Here is a 19457-nt window from a genome sequence, read left to right as displayed (position 1 = left end):
ATCTGCGAGCGGTTCCGTATTCCGTATTCCGCATTCTCACACTTTTCCCCACCATTTATATGTCGTAGAATCTCAATCCCACTTTTATACATATACTGGGCAGTTTTCAAAATCTTTCATCCACTCATAAACAAGTTCAAGTTGATAAAAAAACCTAAAACCTGATATTTAAGTATCATTCGTCCTCAACTGTTATGTCCATGTGTATCAGGCTTTCAATATCCACAAACTGGTCTTCAAACCTATGTCCTTCTTCTACATGCCGTACATCGATCTCGACATCTTTGCCAATCTTCTCTGAAATAAGCTCTTTTATCTCTGCTTTATGTGCATCCGAGCCAACCATATCTGCACTCATTTCATCCGGAAGTACAATCATAAGCCGGTTGCCTTCACCTGCGCTGAGCCTTGCCCGCTTAAGAAAGTTACGCAGCATCGGGGATGCATCATTGGCGATCATCCGAAAATCTGCAGCAACCGCTTTCACATCTTCATTCAGTGCTTTCGGAAGCTCTGGCTTCTTCTCCTGTGCTGCAGAAGTATCCGATACCGGCATCTGGTAAGCTGCTACCGGCGCATTTGCAACTACCACGCCTTCATCCAGACGTTTTTCCACGGCGCGGATGCGGTCCAAAAGTGCATCCTGACTCGTCTCCATCGCCGGTTTGCATAACTTGATCAACGCAACTTCCAGCAACACTCGCTTCTGTGTTGCAAATTTTAACTGATTCGTAAGATCAGAAAATACACGGATATAACGGATCAGTGTATCGTTATCGATCATCTGCGCTTCTTCCTTCAGACGTGCAAGATTCTCCGTAGAAACATCCAGCACATCTTCCATGTCATCTGAACAGCGCACAAGTAACAGATTTCTCAAATACCATGTGAAATCAGCTGCAAGCTGCGACAGCTCGCGGCCCTGCATCGTCAGTTCTTCCACTGTCTCGATCACTGCATGCACATCCATGTCCAGCAGTCTGCGCAGAAGCTTGCTGAATACCTCGGTATCGACAGCGCCAAGCACCTCCAGCACATGGTCATATGTCAGCTTCTCTCCAATGTAAAAAGCCGCACACTGATCCAGGAGACTTAAGGAATCTCGCATAGAACCATCTGCCATCCGCGCCAGATACCGCACTGCTTTTTCTTCCACATCCCAGCCTTCCTTATTGATCAGCTCCCGGAGCCGTCCGGCAATCGTATCTATGGAAATCCGCTTAAAATCATACCGCTGGCAGCGGCTTAAAATCGTAATCGGTATCTTATGCGCTTCTGTTGTCGCTAAAATAAAAATAACATACTCCGGCGGTTCTTCCAGCGTTTTCAAAAGTGCATTGAAAGCGCCGATCGAAAGCATATGCACCTCGTCGATAATGTAAACTTTGTAGCGTCCTTCAGTTGGTCTGTAAGCAACTTCCTCACGGATCTCACGGATATTATCCACACCGTTGTTCGATGCCGCATCAATCTCGATTACATTCATGGAATTGCCGGCACTGATTGCCTTGCACATACTACATTCTCCGCATGGACTTCCGTCTACCGGATGTTCGCAGTTTACTGCTTTTGCAAATATTTTGGCAACCGTTGTTTTACCGGTTCCTCTTGTCCCACAAAACAGATATGCATGACCGATACGGTCTGCTTTTATTTGATTTTTTAAAGTCTTAACAATCGCATCCTGACCTTTAACATCTTCAAATTCATCCGGCCGGAATTTACGATACAATGCCATATAAGACATTTATTTACACTCCCTGTTTATCTGTCATTTATCTATTCATCACCAAAACTGATACCGGCAAGTTTTGCTTCATGCACGATCTCAGATTCTGGATCCACGTATTTTAATTTACCAGCCACCTCTGCCAGTGGGATACGGACAATCTTGTTATTTTTAACTCCGAGCATATTGCCGAAATCGCTGTCCAGAATTGCCTCTGCTGCCGCCGCACCGAGTCTTGTTGCAAGCACACGGTCATATGCGCACGGAGAACCTCCTCGCTGTGTATGTCCTGGCACTGTAATACGGACTTCCTGATCCGTCTTCTTCTGCACTTTCTCTGCCAGTTCGTACGCAACAGACGGATACTTTTCTTTTGCTTTTTTTGCTTTCAGGTCCTTCTTGGAAAGTTTCGCATCTTCTTTGGAAATCGCACCTTCTGCAACCGCAATGATCGTGAAATGTTTTCCGGCTTTTCCTCTCTTATTGATTGCTTCTGCGATCACATCAATATCATAAGGGATCTCCGGAAGCAGAATAATATCCGCTCCTCCTGCAATACCCGCATGAAGTGTCACCCAGCCAACCTTGTGTCCCATAACTTCCACGATAAATACACGGCTGTGGGATGTTGCAGTCGTATGGATCCGGTCGATCGTATCCGTCGCAATGTCTACCGCACTCTGGAAACCAAATGTCATATCCGTTCCCCAGAGATCATTGTCGATCGTCTTTGGGAGTGTGACTACATTCAGCCCTTCTTCTCTCAGCATATTTGCAGACTTATGTGTGCCATTTCCACCTAAGATCACAAGACAGTCCAAGTTCAGCTTATGATACGTGTGTTTCATAGCCTCCACCTTGTCTAGCCCATTCTCATCCGGAACACGCATTAATTTGAATGGCTGGCGGGATGTTCCCAGGATCGTTCCACCCATTGTCAGGATTCCGGAAAAGTCCTTTGCTGTCAGCATCTTAAAATTTGAATAGATCAAACCTTTATATCCATCTTGAAATCCATAAATCTCTACATCATCACGTTTCTCGCAGAGTGTCTTTACAACGCCGCGCATTGCTGCATTTAACGCCTGACAATCTCCACCACTGGTAAGCATACCTAATCTAAACATATTCATCATCCTTTCACAATTACACTTTTGTAAAGTATATATTTGCAAAATAACCAATCATTTTAAAATTATACATGATTTTTATCATCTACGCAATGGAGGATACCAAATTACCAAAAAGGTGCTATAATAAAATACAGTTCTAAATATTTTACAGAAAGCAGGTATTTAATGTGGATAAATTAGATGTGAAATTATGGTCCCTCGCAGCAAAGGGACAGATTGTACCGGATCGTTCTCTTTTAAAAACACCGGAGCAGATTGCTGCGATCCGAAAAAGTGCAGATCTTAATACAGCCGTGTTAGACCACGTTGCCGCGCACATCCATGCAGGCATGAGCACTGCTGAGATCGATAAGCTGGTTTATGATTTTACAACCGAACATGGCGGCATTCCGGCTCCGTTAAATTACGAAGGGTTCCCGAAGAGTGTATGCACTTCTATCAACAATGTCATCTGCCATGGTATCCCGGATGAAAATGAGATTCTGGAAGAAGGCGATATTATCAATGTAGATGTTTCTACTATATTAGATGGTTATTTTTCTGATGCATCCCGTATGTTTACGATTGGAAATGTGTCCCCGGAAGCAGAAAAGATCGTCCGTGTCACAAAAGAATGTGTAGAACTCGGATTAAAAGAAGCAAAACCATGGGGACATTTGGGCGATATCGCTTTTGCGATCAACCGTCATGCACAGAAGAATGGTTACTCTGTCGTAGAAGAAATCGGTGGACACGGAATCGGTCTGGAATTCCACGAAGATCCTTTCGTATGCTATGTCGCACCAAAGGGAAGCGAGATGGTTCTCGTCCCAGGTATGATGTTTACAATCGAGCCGATGATCAACGAAGGTAGCCCGGATTTCTTCGTAGACGAAGATAATGGCTGGACAGTTTTTACCATTGACGACGGTCTATCTGCCCAAATTGAATATATGGTGCTCATCACAGAAGATGGGGCTGAAGTATTGACAAAGTAATCCACATTTTCATCGGGAAAACGCTGAAATCAGCCTGTGGATAACTACTTGAAATGGGGACGGGGATTTTCTAGAAAATCCCCGTCCCCATTTCGTCTATCGTTTCGACAACTAACGCCGAATACGCTCCCATATTCACCACCAGTTCGCCGTCCCTGATAAGATATTTCTCATATTCCGTTGTATATCCATCCTTGTAAGAATACATCAGTCGTCTCATATTTGTTTTCACTGGCACTTCCGCCTTCCATACCGGAACCGTTACTTCTGCAAGTTCGCTCCGGTTATTCAGAATCACAATAATCTGCTCTTCTTCTGTAAATCTGCCGTAAGCCAGTATATTTTTCTCACAGTGCAGCATAACTACAGCTCCTGTCCGCAGCGCTTCATGCTCTTTGTGTATGCGGATCATTTCTTTATGGAATCCCAGCATCTGCTGATCTTCATGTCCCCACGGATAGGTTCGTCGGTTATCCGGATCTGTAAATCCACAGACACCAGCCTCGTCGCCATAGTATACCGTTGGCGCCCCGATCCACGTCATCTGGAAGGCAACCGCTTCGCGCATTACAGCCGGATTAACAAATTCATTCGCCGCTTCCGGTCCCAGTTCGGCAACACGGCCAACCATATGATTCGTACGCGTTAAAAATCTCGAATGATCGTGATTGGACAATTCATTCATGGATGTCAGAAGGGATGGAACCATCATATTTGCCATATGATACGTCATCGCTCTAGTAAAATTATCTGCATTTCCGCGGAGCTCTTCACGCATCTCATCACTGTGCTTTTCCATTCCGGTCAGGAACCAGGTGATTGGCTCCATAAATGCATCATAATTCATAACGGTATCCCATTCATCGCCTCCGAGCCATTCTCTCGGATCTCCGTAATGCTCTGCCAGAATAATCGCATCTGGATTCGCATTTTTTACCACTTCACGGAATTTCTTCCAGAATTGATGATTGTACTCGTTGCTTCGTCCGAGATCCGCTGCTACATCCAGTCTCCAGCCATCCACATTGTACGGCGGCGACACCCATTTGCGTCCCATATTTAAAATATAGTTCTCAAGTTTCACCGATTCCTCATAATTTAATTTTGGCAAAGTATCATGCCCCCACCAGCCATCGTATTTTCCATTATATGGCCAGTCTTTTTCCTCATCTGAGAAGAACCGGAAATAATCATGATACGGACTTTCTCTGGAAATATATGCTCCCGGAGCATAGCCTTTCTTCCTCTCGTAAATGCACTCCCGATCCATCCATTTATTAAATGATCCACAGTGATTGAAGACACCGTCCAGAATAATCTTCATACCGCGGCGATGCAGCTCTTCTACCAGTTTTATAAATAATTCGTTGCTTGCTTCCAGATTTGCAAAGGAAGTCGTACGTTTCTGATATTTCGTTGCTTTTTTATTCGATTTCTCGCCGGGCGAAAGCAGTTCGCCGCCATCTTCAACGATTTTTCCAAAATGCGGATCAATATAATCATAATCCTGGATGTCGTATTTATGATTCGAAGGAGAGACAAAAAGTGGGTTGAAATACAGTACTTCCACTCCCAGATCCTGTAAATAGTCCAGTTTGTCAATCACTCCCTGCAGATCACCACCGTAAAATTCCCGGACTCCCATCGCCGCCGGATATTTGTTCCAGTCCGTTACTTTGCTGCTGTAATCGCCAATATAGAAATACTCTCTTGTCTCCACATCATTTTCCGGATCGCCGTTATAAAAACGATCCGTATAAATCTGATAAATAACTGCGCCTTTTGCCCAATCCGGCGTGGAAAATCCCGGAGCCAGGCGAAAATCATAATATGGAATCCGCCCATCCGTGAGCCCGCTTCGATTGTAATACCAGACTTCCTCACCATCCTGAATCTCAAAATAATAGGAAGTCATCCCATCTTTCAGTTTCCATTCTGCCCGGTAATAAGTGAACGCACCATAGGTGCGTTCACTTTCCATCGTATATAATTCGTTATTGATCGCCAGCCTTATCTGTATATTATCTTCTTTTGCCGCCCGGAACTTAAGTGTAACTGTCTCCCCCACTTCCGGTTCCAACGGACACACATACCTCGCTGTTCCGTCACAAAATAAAGCCTGCTTATTCATGTTCTATCGTCCTTCCTTCTGCCGGTTCCGATTGCTACGCTTCCACTGGTTCATCGTGAAATAATGCTTCAAACTCTTCCCTTGAGATTTTCTCCTTTTCCAGAAGAAGCTCTGCACATGCATGAAGTACATCCTCATGCTCCTCAATGATCTGTTTTGCTCTGGCATAGCATTCATCAATAATACGCTTTACTTCCTTATCAATCACAGTTGCAACACTCTCGCCATAACCTCTGGATGTGTGTGCCAGGTCGCGTCCGATAAATACTTCATCGTTTTCATTATCATAACTTACCAGTCCGATCTCATCAGACATACCAAACTTTACAACCATGGATTTTGCCAGACCCGTTGCCTGTTTGATATCCTGCGAAGCTCCGGTTGTAATGTCGTCAAACACCTCTTCTTCTGCTACACGTCCGCCAAGCGATACCGTAATATCCTGCAGCATCTTGCCCTTTGTATTATACATCTCATCACGTTCCGGAAGCGGCATTGTATAACCGCCGGCTCCTCCGGTCGGGATGATAGACACGCTGTAAACCGGTCCGACATCCGGCAGTACATGGAACAGGATCGCATGTCCCGCCTCATGATAAGCTGTAATCTTCTTCTCTTTTTCGGAAATGATGTGGCTCTTCTTCTCCGCACCAATTCCGACTTTGACAAATGCTCTCTTAATGTCATCCTGTTTCAGGTAAATTCTCTCGTCTTTCGCCGCAAGGATTGCCGCTTCGTTCAGAAGATTCTCCAGGTCTGCTCCTGTAAATCCCGCTGTTGTTTGCGCAATCTGTTTCAGATCAATCTCTTCACTGAGCGGTTTGCCTTTGGCATGGACTTTCAGGATCTCCTCACGTCCCTTTACATCCGGTCTTCCAACCATAACTTTACGGTCAAATCGTCCCGGACGTAAGATCGCACGGTCCAGAATATCTACACGGTTTGTCGCAGCCATTACGATAATTCCTTCATTTACGCCAAATCCATCCATCTCTACCAGTAACTGGTTCAATGTCTGTTCTCTCTCGTCATGTCCGCCGCCCATACCGGTTCCACGGCTTCTTGCCACGGCATCGATCTCATCAATGAAAATAATACACGGTGCGTTCTTCTTAGCTTCTTCAAAAAGATCACGCACACGGGATGCTCCTACGCCGACAAACATTTCCACAAAATCTGAACCGGAAATTGTGAAAAATGGTACTTTTGCTTCTCCGGCGACTGCCTTGGCAAGCAGAGTCTTACCGGTTCCCGGAGGTCCCACAAGAAGTACACCTTTCGGGATTCTTGCGCCAACCTGGATATATTTCTTCGGGGATTTTAAGAAATCAACAATCTCTTCCAGATCTTCTTTTTCCTCCTGTAATCCTGCCACCTGTGCAAACGTAATTTTCTTATCCTGCTCTGTGCTGAGTCTTGCACGGCTTTTTCCAAAACTCATCGCTTTGGAATTTGCACCGCCACCCTGACGGTTCATCATCATAAAAATCAGGAAAAATCCAGCCATCGTAAGCAATACCGGGAAAATCGTTGTTGCAAACCAGTTATCTCTCGGAACATCCGACATCTCATAATCAATCTTTGCTTTGTCCAGATATTTCTGGATCTCATTTACATCAGATACATATAAGTAGTTCTTCTCATTTTCTCCGTTTTTCTTGTTCTTTAACTGCACTTCCACGCTTCCGGTCGGAACGTTTTTATTCTGTGTTATCGTCACACTGTCTACTTTTTCACTGGTAATCAGTTTTTCAAATTTCTGTCGGCTCAACTGACTCTCCTTGCTATCCAGTGTATTTGTAAACCAAAGTGCGCCAAGTACAATAAGTACAAACAGGAACAGAGTAATTCCACTCAGTCCTCTGTTCTTTTTATTATCTGTCACCGGCTCATCCTCCTTTTTTATTCTACGCCTTCTACTACACCAACATATGGAAGATTTCTGTATTTCTGTGCATAATCCAGACCGTATCCAACCACAAATTCATCCGGGATCTCAAAACCGACATAATCTACTTTTACATCGCGCACACGTCTGTCCGGTTTATCCAGAAGCGTACACAGCTTCATGCTGTTTGGATTTCTCTTCTTTAAGATCTCAAGCAGATAATATAAGGTACGTCCGGAATCAATGATATCTTCTACAACCAGAACGTCTTTTCCTTCCAGAGGCTCATCCAGGTCTTTTGCGATCTTAACAACACCACTTGAGGATGTTCCGTCTCCGTAACTACTTACGCTCATAAAATCCATGGAAACCGGAACCGTAATTCTCTTTGCAAGTTCACACATGAAGAACACTCCGCCCTTCAGCACGCAGATCAGATGCACCTGTTTTCCTGCATATGCTTCACTGATCTGTTTTCCCAGTTCCTGGATTCTCTTCTCTACATCTTCTTCAGAAATCATAACTTTAATTGTCTCTGCCATTTTCTTCTCCTCCGTAATATTGTATTTCTAATATCTTCGTTGTCTTCTCTGTAATCTGGTATTTCTGGCTCTGCCTGTAACCGACGATCCACAGCACTTCATCTCCGTCCGCTGCGATCCAGATCTTATCTCTGTCTTCCTGCGGAACCTTCTGGTCTGTGAAGTACTGTTTCAGCTTTTTCCTGCCTCCGTATCTGTTGATCACAATGGAGTCGCCAGCTATTCGATGTCTTATTTTTACAGTATTTTTAATTATATCATAGTCAAACCATTTCGTGTATATTTTTTCTGGAAATGTTACATTTCCAGGCTCTCTGTCAAATACACGAATGGAAAATAATTCATTTTCGTCTCCGGCATAAGACGCTTCAGGTATATTTTTTTCAAACCGGACACCTTCATATGTGCGGATTGCTGTCACCCCGTAAGGCAGATCGATCCTTTTGCCGACCTGTTTTGTAAATAAATCCCGCAGCATCTGTATATGCACTTCTTCAATGTCTTTGCGTCTGCCTGCTGTCTCACATAAAATCTCATGTAAGACATTATCCCGGAGTGCCTTCGGGATCTTTGTATATTCTGTCTGGCGAATGATCCGTCTACCATTCTTCCAGCCTGTACAGCTCTCTTTATACTTCCCGACTTCTTCTAATATATATTGCTCCAGTTCATACATCCGCTCCATCGTCTTTCCCATGTGCGAAACACTCTCCGTATTCACGCAGTCTTCCAAATACGGGATAACGTCCATCCGGATACGGTTTCTCATGTACCTGCGGTCTGCATTTGTCGTGTCTGTACAATAAGATATTCCCCGCTTTTTCAGATATGATTCAATCTCCCGCCTTTTTACGCAGAGCAGTGGTCTTATCCACACATCATTTACCGGCGCGATTCCTCCCAAACCCCGGATACCGGTACCCCTGCACAGATTCCAGAGCAGTGTCTCCACATTGTCATTTTCATGATGCGCCAGGGCGATCTTCGTTCCACCCCACTCTTTTAATACTTTACAGAAACAAGTACGCCGTATATCTCTTCCAGCCTCTTCTTCGGTCATACCATGTTCCTTCGCATATGCCGGCACATTTTCCCGGTACACTTTCAGCCGGACATTCCATTGTCTGCACAGCCGCTTCACATAAGCTTCATCGCGTTCTGCTTCTGCACCGCGGATGCCATGATTTACGTGCACTGCCATTAGGGCAAATCCCAGTTCCTTTTGCAGCTTTAGCAGCATGAAAAGAAGGCATACCGAATCGGCGCCTCCCGATATACCTGCAATAACACTGTCTTCTTTTTGAAGCATATGCCATTTCTTCACATATGCTTTTACTTTCTGATACATTTTCTTATATCCTTTGTTTTCCTGCTATTTTAAATTCGGAGCAAATTCTCCATCCATGATATCTAAAAATTGTTTTATGATATCATTTTTAATATATATAATTTTGCTGAAAATTGCAAGTTTTACAAGGGCTGCACCGTTTTTTCCCTCTTACAGTTTCCAGATGCCTGTCACAATGATCGTCATATCGTCCCCCGGAAGTGACTGTCCCCATTCCAGCGCCTGTCCAAGAAGATAATTGGCAAATTCTTTTGGATTTACAAGCGAAGACTGTTCGATCAGCGTACACATAATTGTGTCCTGCTCGCCTACCGTCAGCATATCCAGTACTCCATCCGTCACCATAATCACCATATCGCCGGATTCCAGTTCCAGTTTTTCCTGATCTGTTTCAATATCCGCAAGGACTCCGATTGGCAGGGATGTAGAGCGAATCATTTCCACTTTGTTCTTTCTCTTGATAAATGTCGTTGACGCGCCTGCTTTTACAATTTCGCATGTTCCATCATACAGATCAAACAAACTGACATCCACCGTGGAAAAACGCACCTCTTCTCTTCCGATTACAAGCGCCGTGTTCATCATCTGGATTGCTGTATTGACCGGGAATCCTGCCTCCAGAAGTTCTTCCAACATTTCCACAACCATTGTACTGTCCCGGAATGCTTCTTCCCCGGAACCCATGCCATCTGACAGGGCAATACCTTTCTTACCACCCGGAAGATCTGTCATCAAAAATGTATCTCCTGAAATACTCTCGCCTTCTTTGCCGATTCTGGCAACTCCCTGTATCGTCTGGTATTTTGCCCCTTCCACACAGGCGATGGACGCATATTCATTTCCGAGAATCGGGCGCTCATTCTGCCCCGGAATCATCGGGTGTCCCAGACATTTCCCCACTTCGTGTGCAAGCTCTTTTGTCGCAATACACTGCCCCTTCGGCGCTTTTACACTTAAATGTACTTCATATTTTCCCTGCGGGGTAATATAGAATACTGCCGACATCATTTTAATGTTCTGTTTTTTCAAGTAATTTTTTAATTTCTTTTCCAGATGCCGATCCTCAAAAATACTTGCCTCCAGTTCTCTTGTCGTATACTGGATCATTTTCGCAAAGCTCTGCAGCTGTCCTGCATAGCCTTCCCGGTTCTGCACCATCCGATTGTTCCATATGAGCTGCTGTTTTGCATTTTCAAATGCTTCCAATGTCTCCCGCAGAAAACGAGGTGCCATCACGCACTGTTTCTGAAGTTTTCTTTTTAATTCAATATTGATTTCCGCACCGTATTTCTCCACTGCACACAGGATGTCGTACATACGCTGATATGTCTGGATCTTTTTCTCGCCCAGACATTCTTCCCGGTTCTCACAATTTTCGCATACCTGCTCCGTCACTCTGGAAAACATTGTTTCCAGTTCCTCTCTTGAAAATGTTCCCTTATACCCTTCCAGTGTAAAGAATGTTCTGGATAAATGAACCAGCGAATCTGCAAATTTGTCCATCTGCATCACATACGGATTGGAAAATGCTCCTTTTTCTTTTAATTCTTCCACCCTTATCTCCCCTTTTATAATTGTAATGCCAGCAATAAATCAGCGATAAAACACGCGCTGCAAGTTTTATTCGCTGATTAGCGGTCGGTAAATGCTACCATGCAAGCATGGCGCATTTGCCTCGTCGCCATAACTGAAAAAGCTTTGGGAATTCTCCCAAAGCTTATCATCTGTATCTTTTATTTTGCTTTAAATATGATCTCATTCTTATGTACGAGATGTAACTTCTCACGTGCAATCTCTTCTACATATGCATCAGTATCTGCATACTTCTCCATATCTTCGATCTGTGCAGTCCGTGCTTTCTCCTGTTTGATCTGTTCTTCTAACTTTGTTTCTCTTGCAATACTCTGCTGTTCCTTTGCCTTAAGTGACATTCCACTTACGGTCAGTGTAATGATCATCAGCACCAGCACAGTTCCAATTGCAATCATGCTTCTCTTGTGTGTTCTGACACGCCTTCTCTGCCCAAAGCTCACGCGTCTCTTTTGTCTCTTTGCATTCATAATTATATACTCACCCTTTTGCCCGGTCCCACCCAGGCTTTTCCCTTAATTACTTATATATGATAAATGTTTTTCGGACATTTCGCAAGTTTTTAAGGGCATTTATTTTTCTTGCGTGTGTAGATTTTTTTTTGCACTTTTTTTAGATGAGTATACAGGATTGATATAAGAATCGCGCCTCCTACCACACCTAGTATGCAATACCATCTCATACTACCATTATTTGTGTGGTAATTCTGCACAAAGATATAAAATGCAGATCCAATCCAGAAAATTAGGTCTTCACTCTCCATAATGCGAAGATTATGTCTGACAATTTGACGGAACACATTCAGTCCGATATAAACCAACCGCACGATCATCCCAGTAAGCAGTGCAGCAAGAAAAATCACGACTTCTTCCCGAATCTGTGGCATGCGTTACCGGAACAATTTTGCAAAAATATTCTCGCCTCTGCTGACCGCCGACTGTACATCCGAATAAGCGATGCTGTCTATCGTCCCGGACAGATCCACCTCGCCTTTTTCCAGATTCAGCCGGTTCACATGCAGATCGCTCCCCTTGACCATAAGCATTCCCTGTTCCGTCTCCAGAAACACTTCATTCAGATCAAAAGACAACACATCCAGCACACCTGTCACCAGACTTGTCTTCCGGTTATTTACAACCAGTTTATGATTTTTCGATACCGTTGTTCTTTCTTCCATCTGTATCCCAACCTTTCTTAATCGAGCCGGACACGCAGGAGTTGCATACGCTTCTGATAAACACTGCTAACATTCACCTAAGAAAATTGCTGCACATTCCTGCGGAGCATTTATCTTAACCGAAATTGGCATTTCCTCCAGGCCATATTTATTGCCCGCCATTTATTCATAGAAGCAAGCGTCTCCTCCGACTAAAATAATTTTATGAAAGATCAGGATAAAATATGACATTTTATAAATATTTAAACAATTCTTTTGCTTCTTCTTTCTTCGTTGTCTCCTGAATTGCCAGGACTTCGACTTTAACTGTCTTCGTACCGAACTGGATCTCGATAATATCTCCGACTTTAACTTTCACGGATGCTTTCGCAACATTCCCGTTGACAAGCACACGTCCCGCATCACATGCTTCATTCGCCACGGTTCTGCGCTTGATCAGGCGGGATACTTTTAAAAATTTGTCTAATCTCATGTTTTTCTTCTCCTCGAAATTTTTCTCAGGAAATAAATTTTCTATATACCTTCACACTCTGCTGCCTGCAACTTATCTATTTTGTTTAAGATTTCTGCACACCACTTTTTTCTATATTTAGCTGAAAAAAATATGATATCTGTAATTTCATTTTGTATGTGATAAATTATTATTGTTCTTCTTGTACAATCTCTTTTAATTAATAATACAATTGACGAATATTTCATTACATTATTGAAGGTTTTCTTCATAATGTTAAAGTGCTTTCACCCAACCTGTAGATAGTCTGAAAGGTGTTGTTTTATAGGCAGCCTGCATTTCCTCATCGCCATAAATCACGACCACCGGCTTAGCCGGTGGTTTATTTGTTTTCCAAAGTTCCGTTTTTCGGATCAACGAAAAACTCCACAATGTAAAACAGGACTTTGCCCTAACAACAAAAGGAGTGCCTGACGCCACAGCGCAAGACACTCCGTTATAATCCACTACTATTACTGATTATGCATTAACAGCATCTTTTAAAGCCTTACCAGCTTTGAATTTTGGAGCTTTGCAAGCCTCAATCTTCATTGTCTTACCTGTCTGAGGATTTCTACCCTCTCTTGCAGCTCTCTTGCTTACTTCAAATGTACCAAAACCAACTAACTGGATTTTATGCTCTTTTTTCAGCTCTTCTGTAACAACATCAACAAATGCTTTTAAAGCTTTCTCGGAATCTTTTTTAGATAATTCTGCTGCGTCAGCGATTGCTGCTACTAATTCTGTTTTGTTCATGGATAATTTTCCTCCTCTTGTTTAACTATAGAATCCCTTATTTATTCTATTCTGTCATCGGTTTTCACGTCCCCGCGCCAACCGCCTTTAGTTACTGTTATACCTGTTTTCTTATTGTTTGTCAAGGAATTTCATCCAGAAAATGCCCATTTTCCGGCATTTTCACACTTTTTTGCAGTTTTCTGAAAGTCTCTTTTAAAGCCCCTGTACTGGTTCATTAAAAACAGCTTTTAAAAACTTCTTTTTCTGTTTCATCTGCATCACTGCCGTCTGCAATTTCTCGACATTTTTTACAGACATCCACGCCTTATTTGAATGATAGTACACACTCGCAACTTTCCAGAATTTTTCCGGATACATAAGCCGGATGCGCAGATAATCCATTTCATCCGAACTAATTGGACGGATCGCTGAATACGCATTTAACACTGCATCTGCAAAACGTTCTTTCCATCCATTTTTCTCCATTGTTTTTCTGAGAAAATAATACAGATCTTCCACCTGCACATCCTGATGAAACTTTTCGAAATTAGTGATCGCAGCGACCTTGCTGCTGCGCATATCCCGGCACATCAGTATATTATGATAATTGTATTCCCCATGAATCATCTTGCCCGTGAGAAAGCAGTCATTTCTAAGTTTCTCATAGTCTGAATTGCCAAGCCTTTCCGTTGCCGCCTGCGCCCATTCATACATACTGTCGAAAGCTTTCAGGAATGCACATTCAAACTCTCCTTTCAAAGGCACCTTTCTGATAAAACGGCGCACTTTTTTCAGTTCTCTGTCATGCTTTTCATATATTTTCACCAGATGTTCCGCCTGTCCGCATTTATTTTCCATGGGATGCTGAAGAAGGAGATGAAGCTTTGCAAGCTCTGCCGACGCCTCCACCAGTTCTTCTGATCGGCGTATTTCGCATTCTTTTCCATCACACCAGCGCTTCAATATATATTTCTCCCCATTTTCCATTTCTGTAATATGCCCGCCTTCCCTGTTCATTTCTATATGATCCAAATGAGTGTATCCTTCAGTTCTCAGATATTCATATAATTCACAGAGTGCAGGAATCCGGTTTGCGGTCAGCGACACTTCTTTAAGCAGAAACCATCCCCGATTTGTATCGCATAAAACAGCACCCCTGATCTTGCGGGTGCTGCTTATCTCCATATTATATTGTTCTAACACATTTTGTTCTAACTCCTGCATATCTATCCCCTGCACTTTACATATCATATTCTTTCTAAATGTATGTAAAAGCAGGCGTGAATATACCAAAAGGGGACGGGGATTTTCTAGAAAATCCCCGTCCCCTTTTGGTTACTTTATCCACTTACTTATTCACACATTTATACACTTAGTTATCCCAAATATTGGAATAACTTTTCTTTTGTATTCATATCCGGATCGTCAATTACAAGTTCCAGCAATTCTTCTAATTTTTCTCCGATTTTTTTACCCGGCTTCATTCCTGCTGCAATCAAATCACTTCCGTTTACTGCCAGTGTTTTCAAAGATACACACTGCCCAAGTGCGACAATTTTCCGGTATAACTCTTCTATTTCGTCCAGATTCTGTATTTTTTCTTCTCTTTTGTACAGGCTCTGCGCAAGTACATCCGCACGCCTTACTTCCATATAATATGGAAATAATTCTTCACCTATAATATTCATCGCGCGCCGCACATTTTTTTCCGTTGCTTCCATGCGGTAATCGTGATATTTTACAAGTTTTGTCACTTTACGCAATGTATCATTATCGAATTTCAGGCGCTTTAATACACGTCCGGCAATTTTCTCACTCTCTGCCGCATGTTTTTTAAAATGTGCAACTCCATTTGCATCCATCGTTTTTAGAGCTGGTTTTCCTGTGTCGTGTAAAAGCATAGTCAAACGCAGTATCTTATCTGCACGTACATTTTTCATCGCATGCAGTGTATGTTCACCCACGTTATACATATGGTGCGGTGTCTCCTGTATCGTTTCCATCATACGATCAAATTCTGGCAGAAATATCTGTGTAATTTTCAATTCCCATGCCATTTTAAGTAACTCCGGTCGGTCGGAAGTGAGCATCTTCACAAGCTCCACCTGTATCCGTTCCGCACTGATATTTCTAAGTGTTGGTGCCAGCTCACGCATACCTTCTTTTGTATCTTCTGAAATATCAAATCCCAGCTGTGCAGCAAAACGCACACCTCGCAAGATTCTGAGTGCATCTTCGCTGAAACGTTCTTTGGCATTTCCCACACACCGGATACATTTCCTTTGCAGATCCTCTTTTCCTCCGAAAATATCAATCAGTCCGTCTTTATCATTGTATGCCATTGCATTGATTGTAAAATCTCTGCGCAGCAAATCCTCTTTCAGGCTTCTTGTAAACGTCACTTCCCTCGGATGTCTGCTGTCGGTATATTCCCCGTCAATCCGGTACGTTGTAACTTCATATCCCTCTCTGCCAAATACAACCGTCACTGTACCGTGTTCAATCCCTGTGTCAAATGTTTTATCAAATAAAGATTTTGTCTCTCCGGGCATCGCAGATGTTGTGATGTCCCAGTCACCCGGCGTTCTATTTAAAAGTGAATCTCTTACACACCCACCAACTGCATACGCTTCATAACCATACATCTGCAATGTAGTGATAATCTTCTGCACATTCTCTGGTAATTGTAATTCTAAATATTCCACATTTTTACCTCCACTTATCCACATTCCATTTTATCATACCACATTTTTGAATTGGGGACGGGGTTTTTCCAGAAAATCCCCGTCCCCAATTCAAAAAGACCTGTCCCTAATTATCTAATATATTTCTTCTAACACTTGTTTTCTTATGTTTTCCACCATACATTGTGAAATATTAAGAGCCGTTTTTATTTTTCGATCAAATTCGTTTCTCATTGCTGAGTATTCTAATATTTCCTTCATAGATTCTTTATATTGCTGTGACATACTTTTTAATATCTCTACAGCAATCTCTTTCATTTGATCAAATTCTTCTTCCTTTATATCAATAAATAATAGCTTGTTACTACTATCCGGCAAATTATGAAATGCCCAGAACTGCTCTGCTGTTCCAAAAAATTCCTTGATTTTTTTATATACATTTTCATCCAAGATCTCTTTTTTTCTTATTTTACATAATTCATTCATGCTTCCATATTTATATGATCTTGGATCTTTACATAATTTTGCCTTTACGGGATTCAAATGAATATAGCGCAAACAGTTCCAAAAATAATTGGCATCTTCTATGCACTGGCTTTGAAAACGATTTTGAAAAACAACTCCTGATCTTTTATGTTTATAATTATAATATGATGCATATTTTGATGATATAACAGCCATAAATGCTGATAAATCTGATAAACTTGCTTTTATTAAAAGGTGAAAATGATTGGGCATGATGCAATAAGAATATATGCCCACATGATATTTGTCACAATTCTCCCGAATCAAATTTAACATTCGTCCTTTTTCTCGGTTTTGTGCAAATATAGATAAATGATTGACTCCTCGATTAGTTACATGATAAATATCTGATATACTTTTCTTCCTTGATTTACGAGGCATTCCTGTCTCCTTTCCTAAAAAGGGACAGGTCTTTTTCAATTGGGGACGGGGATTTTCTAGAAAATCCCCGTCCCCAATTATATTTTAATAAGATTTTCCCCAATATGCCATCTGTTTTGCAGGTTTTCCACAATAGATACATTTGTCGGAAATAAATTCTTCATCTTCAATCAGACATCTGGTTGCTGCTCCGCCTGTCAGATATTTTACTTCGCCTTCACATTCTGGATCTCCGCACCAGCAGGCTTTAACAAATCCACGATTTGCTTTGAACTTCTCTACCATTTCGTCCATTGTTGTTGCTGTATCGATGTGGCTGTTCAGGAACTCTTCTGCGCGGTTGTACATATCCTGCTGTTCCTGTTCAAGGATTTCACGCAGTTTTACAGCAATCTCATCCAGAGATACAACGATCTTCTCACGATTGTCACGACGTACAACCACAACCTGATTCTTCTCGATATCTTTTGGTCCAATCTCGATACGTGTCGGGATTCCGAGGATCTCCTGCTCAGAGAATTTCCATCCCGGGCTCTTGTCGGAATCATCAATCTTCACTCTGTATCCTGCTTTTTTCAGCTCATCAAACAGTGCATATGATCTGTCCAGAACGCCTTCTTTGTGCTGTGCGATCGGAATAACTCTACATTCTACCGGTGCAACATGCGGTGGTAATACAAGTCCGTCGTCATCACCGTGAACCATAATAAGTGCTCCGATACTTCTTGTAGACCATCCCCATGATGTCTCATAAGCACTGTGTAATTCGTTATTTTTATCTACATATTTAATATCAAATGCATCCGGGAATCCACTTCCGAAGAAATGACTTGTCGCAGACTGAAGTGCTTTTCCGTCATGCATCAATGCTTCAATCGTATATGTGTCTTCTGCTCCTGCGAATTTCTCGTGTTCTGCCTTTCTTCCTGCTACAAATGGAATAGCCATTGTCTCTTTATAGCAATCCTTATAAACTTCCCACATCTGAATTGTTCTTTCTTCAGCTTCTTCGTATGTTGCATGAAGTGTATGGCCTTCCTGCCACAAGAATTCTCTGGAACGTAAGAACGGTCTTGTTGTCTTCTCCCAGCGCAGTACGGAGTTCCACTGGTTCCATACCTTCGGAAGATCTCTGTATGATTTTACTGTTTTTGCCCACAGGTCACAGAATAAAGTCTCGGATGTCGGACGAATACATAATCTTTCCTGTAATCTCTCCATTCCACCATGTGTTACCCATGCAACTTCCGGTGCAAATCCTTCTACGTGATCTGCTTCTTTCTCAAGAAGTTCTTCCGGAATCAGAACCGGCAGGTATACATTCTCTACACCTGTTTCTTTAAAACGTCTGTCCAGATCTGACTGAATCAGTTCCCAGATCGCATAACCATTCGGTAAGTAGTTCATGCATCCTTTTACGCTGGAATAATCACAAAGATTTGCTTCACGTACAACGTCTGTGTACCACTGTGCGAAATCTTCGTCACGAGATGTGATATTTTTTACTAATTTTTCTTTTGCCATCTTTCTTTCTCCTTTTCTACTTTATTCTGGGAGCTCCTTTTATAAAGCTACAAATATAAATCCAACATTTTTACAGTGCCAGAAAAAAATATAATATGCTTTGACACATGTCTTGCATCAGCCGCATTACGGAACAACTATAACACTCATTTAGCAAGCCCTGATGTGGAACATAGATCGTTTGCGAATCTGCTCATAAATAAAATCATCTGGTACTCACTACGTTGTAAGCCTATAAGCGAAAAACATGGTGAAAGGTTTTGATTTCAACATCATCTTAATAAAACATCTACAGAACCTGCCACTGACAATTTTTTCCGGTGGTCAGGACAATAATGATAGCGATAGCATAAAACACGCTTTTCAAGTTTTATCCGCTGATTAGCGATCGTCAAATGTGATCATGCAAGCATGGTACATTTTCCTCGTCGCCATAATAAAAAACGCCGGACCTTTCAGCTCCCTAAAAAGGGACCGAAAAGCTCGGCGGTACCACCCTAGTTAACTGCAACCCTTTTGCAGTTCTCTTCATTCATCATTAACGCTGACGGAAACGCTGTATTTTCATACAGTGGCTCCAAGACCGGTTCCACAGTGCTC

At 42.4% G+C, this 19457-nt stretch carries 17 protein-coding genes and 1 other annotated feature (1 of these 18 running past the window's edge); of the genes, 1 reads left to right on the top strand and 16 read right to left on the bottom strand.

Going from position 1 to position 19457, the window contains the following annotated elements:
* Positions 1 to 175: 175 nt before the first annotated feature.
* Together dnaX and DW152_RS07600 are read right to left on the bottom strand one after the other, a co-directional pair.
* Positions 176 to 1747, bottom strand: a complete 1572-nt coding sequence (gene dnaX, locus DW152_RS07605) for a DNA polymerase III subunit gamma/tau (protein ID WP_118288325.1) — start codon at positions 1745 to 1747, stop codon at positions 176 to 178.
* Positions 1748 to 1779: 32 nt separating this feature from the next.
* Positions 1780 to 2856: a 6-phosphofructokinase gene (locus DW152_RS07600; RefSeq protein ID WP_118288324.1), complete on the bottom strand. Its 1077-nt coding sequence runs from the start codon at positions 2854 to 2856 to the stop codon at positions 1780 to 1782.
* Between the two features lie 173 nt (positions 2857 to 3029).
* Between DW152_RS07600 and map the strand changes: the two genes are divergently transcribed.
* Positions 3030 to 3839 (top strand): type I methionyl aminopeptidase, encoded by an 810-nt coding sequence (gene map, locus DW152_RS07595; RefSeq protein WP_021859870.1) that lies wholly within the window; start codon positions 3030 to 3032, stop codon positions 3837 to 3839.
* A gap of 70 nt (positions 3840 to 3909) precedes the next feature.
* On the opposite strand, the gene DW152_RS07590 is transcribed toward map, so the two are convergent.
* The 14 genes from DW152_RS07590 to proS form a co-directional block, all read right to left on the bottom strand.
* Positions 3910 to 5970, bottom strand: a complete 2061-nt coding sequence (locus DW152_RS07590; RefSeq protein WP_118288323.1) for a glycoside hydrolase family 13 protein — start codon at positions 5968 to 5970, stop codon at positions 3910 to 3912.
* Positions 5971 to 6004: 34 nt separating this feature from the next.
* The gene (gene ftsH / locus DW152_RS07585) at positions 6005 to 7855 is read right to left on the bottom strand and encodes an ATP-dependent zinc metalloprotease FtsH (RefSeq protein ID WP_117537889.1); all 1851 of its coding nucleotides are present in this window, start codon (positions 7853 to 7855) and stop codon (positions 6005 to 6007) included.
* Positions 7856 to 7872: 17 nt separating this feature from the next.
* A complete protein-coding gene (gene hpt / locus DW152_RS07580) occupies positions 7873 to 8400 on the bottom strand; it encodes a hypoxanthine phosphoribosyltransferase (RefSeq protein ID WP_117537890.1) in 528 nt (175 codons plus the stop codon).
* Entirely contained in the window at positions 8384 to 9748 is a 1365-nt protein-coding gene (gene tilS / locus DW152_RS07575; RefSeq protein WP_117537891.1) for a tRNA lysidine(34) synthetase TilS, read from the bottom strand. The genes hpt and tilS overlap by 17 nt, the downstream gene beginning before the upstream one ends.
* Before the next feature lie 150 nt (positions 9749 to 9898).
* A complete protein-coding gene (locus DW152_RS07570; protein ID WP_117537892.1) occupies positions 9899 to 11302 on the bottom strand; it encodes a SpoIIE family protein phosphatase in 1404 nt (467 codons plus the stop codon).
* A gap of 179 nt (positions 11303 to 11481) precedes the next feature.
* Entirely contained in the window at positions 11482 to 11808 is a 327-nt protein-coding gene (locus DW152_RS07565) for an FtsB family cell division protein (protein WP_021860643.1), read from the bottom strand.
* 92 nt (positions 11809 to 11900) lie between these two features.
* Positions 11901 to 12224 (bottom strand): spore cortex biosynthesis protein YabQ, encoded by a 324-nt coding sequence (gene yabQ, locus DW152_RS13740; RefSeq protein WP_117537893.1) that lies wholly within the window; start codon positions 12222 to 12224, stop codon positions 11901 to 11903.
* 3 nt (positions 12225 to 12227) lie between these two features.
* The gene (gene yabP, locus DW152_RS07555; protein ID WP_021860642.1) at positions 12228 to 12515 is read right to left on the bottom strand and encodes a sporulation protein YabP; all 288 of its coding nucleotides are present in this window, start codon (positions 12513 to 12515) and stop codon (positions 12228 to 12230) included.
* Positions 12516 to 12747: 232 nt separating this feature from the next.
* On the bottom strand, positions 12748 to 12987 hold the full coding sequence (locus DW152_RS07550) for an RNA-binding S4 domain-containing protein (RefSeq protein WP_021860641.1): 240 nt from the start codon (positions 12985 to 12987) through the stop codon (positions 12748 to 12750).
* A gap of 498 nt (positions 12988 to 13485) precedes the next feature.
* Positions 13486 to 13761 (bottom strand): HU family DNA-binding protein, encoded by a 276-nt coding sequence (locus tag DW152_RS07545; protein WP_021860640.1) that lies wholly within the window; start codon positions 13759 to 13761, stop codon positions 13486 to 13488.
* 195 nt (positions 13762 to 13956) lie between these two features.
* A complete protein-coding gene (locus tag DW152_RS07540) occupies positions 13957 to 14967 on the bottom strand; it encodes a MarR family transcriptional regulator (protein ID WP_118288322.1) in 1011 nt (336 codons plus the stop codon).
* A gap of 152 nt (positions 14968 to 15119) precedes the next feature.
* On the bottom strand, positions 15120 to 16448 hold the full coding sequence (locus DW152_RS07535) for a CCA tRNA nucleotidyltransferase (protein WP_117537894.1): 1329 nt from the start codon (positions 16446 to 16448) through the stop codon (positions 15120 to 15122).
* A gap of 114 nt (positions 16449 to 16562) precedes the next feature.
* Positions 16563 to 17333, bottom strand: a complete 771-nt coding sequence (locus tag DW152_RS07530) for an REP-associated tyrosine transposase (RefSeq protein WP_118288321.1) — start codon at positions 17331 to 17333, stop codon at positions 16563 to 16565.
* 84 nt (positions 17334 to 17417) lie between these two features.
* On the bottom strand, positions 17418 to 18857 hold the full coding sequence (gene proS, locus DW152_RS07525) for a proline--tRNA ligase (RefSeq protein ID WP_117537895.1): 1440 nt from the start codon (positions 18855 to 18857) through the stop codon (positions 17418 to 17420).
* A 466-nt stretch (positions 18858 to 19323) separates the two neighbouring features.
* Positions 19324 to 19457: a binding site (T-box leader), on the bottom strand; it runs 77 nt beyond the window's last position.

The sequence above is a fragment of the Dorea sp. AM13-35 genome (assembly GCF_003473885.1).
GTDB lineage: Bacteria > Bacillota > Clostridia > Lachnospirales > Lachnospiraceae > Dorea_D > Dorea_D hominis.
This window is presented reverse-complemented; position numbering and strand designations above follow the sequence as displayed.

What these genes read in the sequence shown, in the direction of transcription:
- DW152_RS07565 (WP_021860643.1), bottom strand. Translation starts at nt 11,808, where the DNA reads ATGAATGCAAAGAGACAAAAGAGACGCGTGAGCTTTGGGCAGAGAAGG.
- DW152_RS07600 (WP_118288324.1), bottom strand. Translation starts at nt 2,856, where the DNA reads ATGTTTAGATTAGGTATGCTTACCAGTGGTGGAGATTGTCAGGCGTTA.
- DW152_RS07540 (WP_118288322.1), bottom strand. Translation starts at nt 14,967, where the DNA reads ATGCAGGAGTTAGAACAAAATGTGTTAGAACAATATAATATGGAGATA.
- DW152_RS07550 (WP_021860641.1), bottom strand. Translation starts at nt 12,987, where the DNA reads ATGAGATTAGACAAATTTTTAAAAGTATCCCGCCTGATCAAGCGCAGA.
- yabP (WP_021860642.1), bottom strand. Translation starts at nt 12,515, where the DNA reads ATGGAAGAAAGAACAACGGTATCGAAAAATCATAAACTGGTTGTAAAT.
- proS (WP_117537895.1), bottom strand. Translation starts at nt 18,857, where the DNA reads ATGGCAAAAGAAAAATTAGTAAAAAATATCACATCTCGTGACGAAGAT.
- yabQ (WP_117537893.1), bottom strand. Translation starts at nt 12,224, where the DNA reads ATGCCACAGATTCGGGAAGAAGTCGTGATTTTTCTTGCTGCACTGCTT.
- DW152_RS07545 (WP_021860640.1), bottom strand. Translation starts at nt 13,761, where the DNA reads ATGAACAAAACAGAATTAGTAGCAGCAATCGCTGACGCAGCAGAATTA.
- tilS (WP_117537891.1), bottom strand. Translation starts at nt 9,748, where the DNA reads ATGTATCAGAAAGTAAAAGCATATGTGAAGAAATGGCATATGCTTCAA.
- hpt (WP_117537890.1), bottom strand. Translation starts at nt 8,400, where the DNA reads ATGGCAGAGACAATTAAAGTTATGATTTCTGAAGAAGATGTAGAGAAG.
- DW152_RS07530 (WP_118288321.1), bottom strand. Translation starts at nt 17,333, where the DNA reads ATGCCTCGTAAATCAAGGAAGAAAAGTATATCAGATATTTATCATGTA.
- dnaX (WP_118288325.1), bottom strand. Translation starts at nt 1,747, where the DNA reads ATGTCTTATATGGCATTGTATCGTAAATTCCGGCCGGATGAATTTGAA.
- DW152_RS07590 (WP_118288323.1), bottom strand. Translation starts at nt 5,970, where the DNA reads ATGAATAAGCAGGCTTTATTTTGTGACGGAACAGCGAGGTATGTGTGT.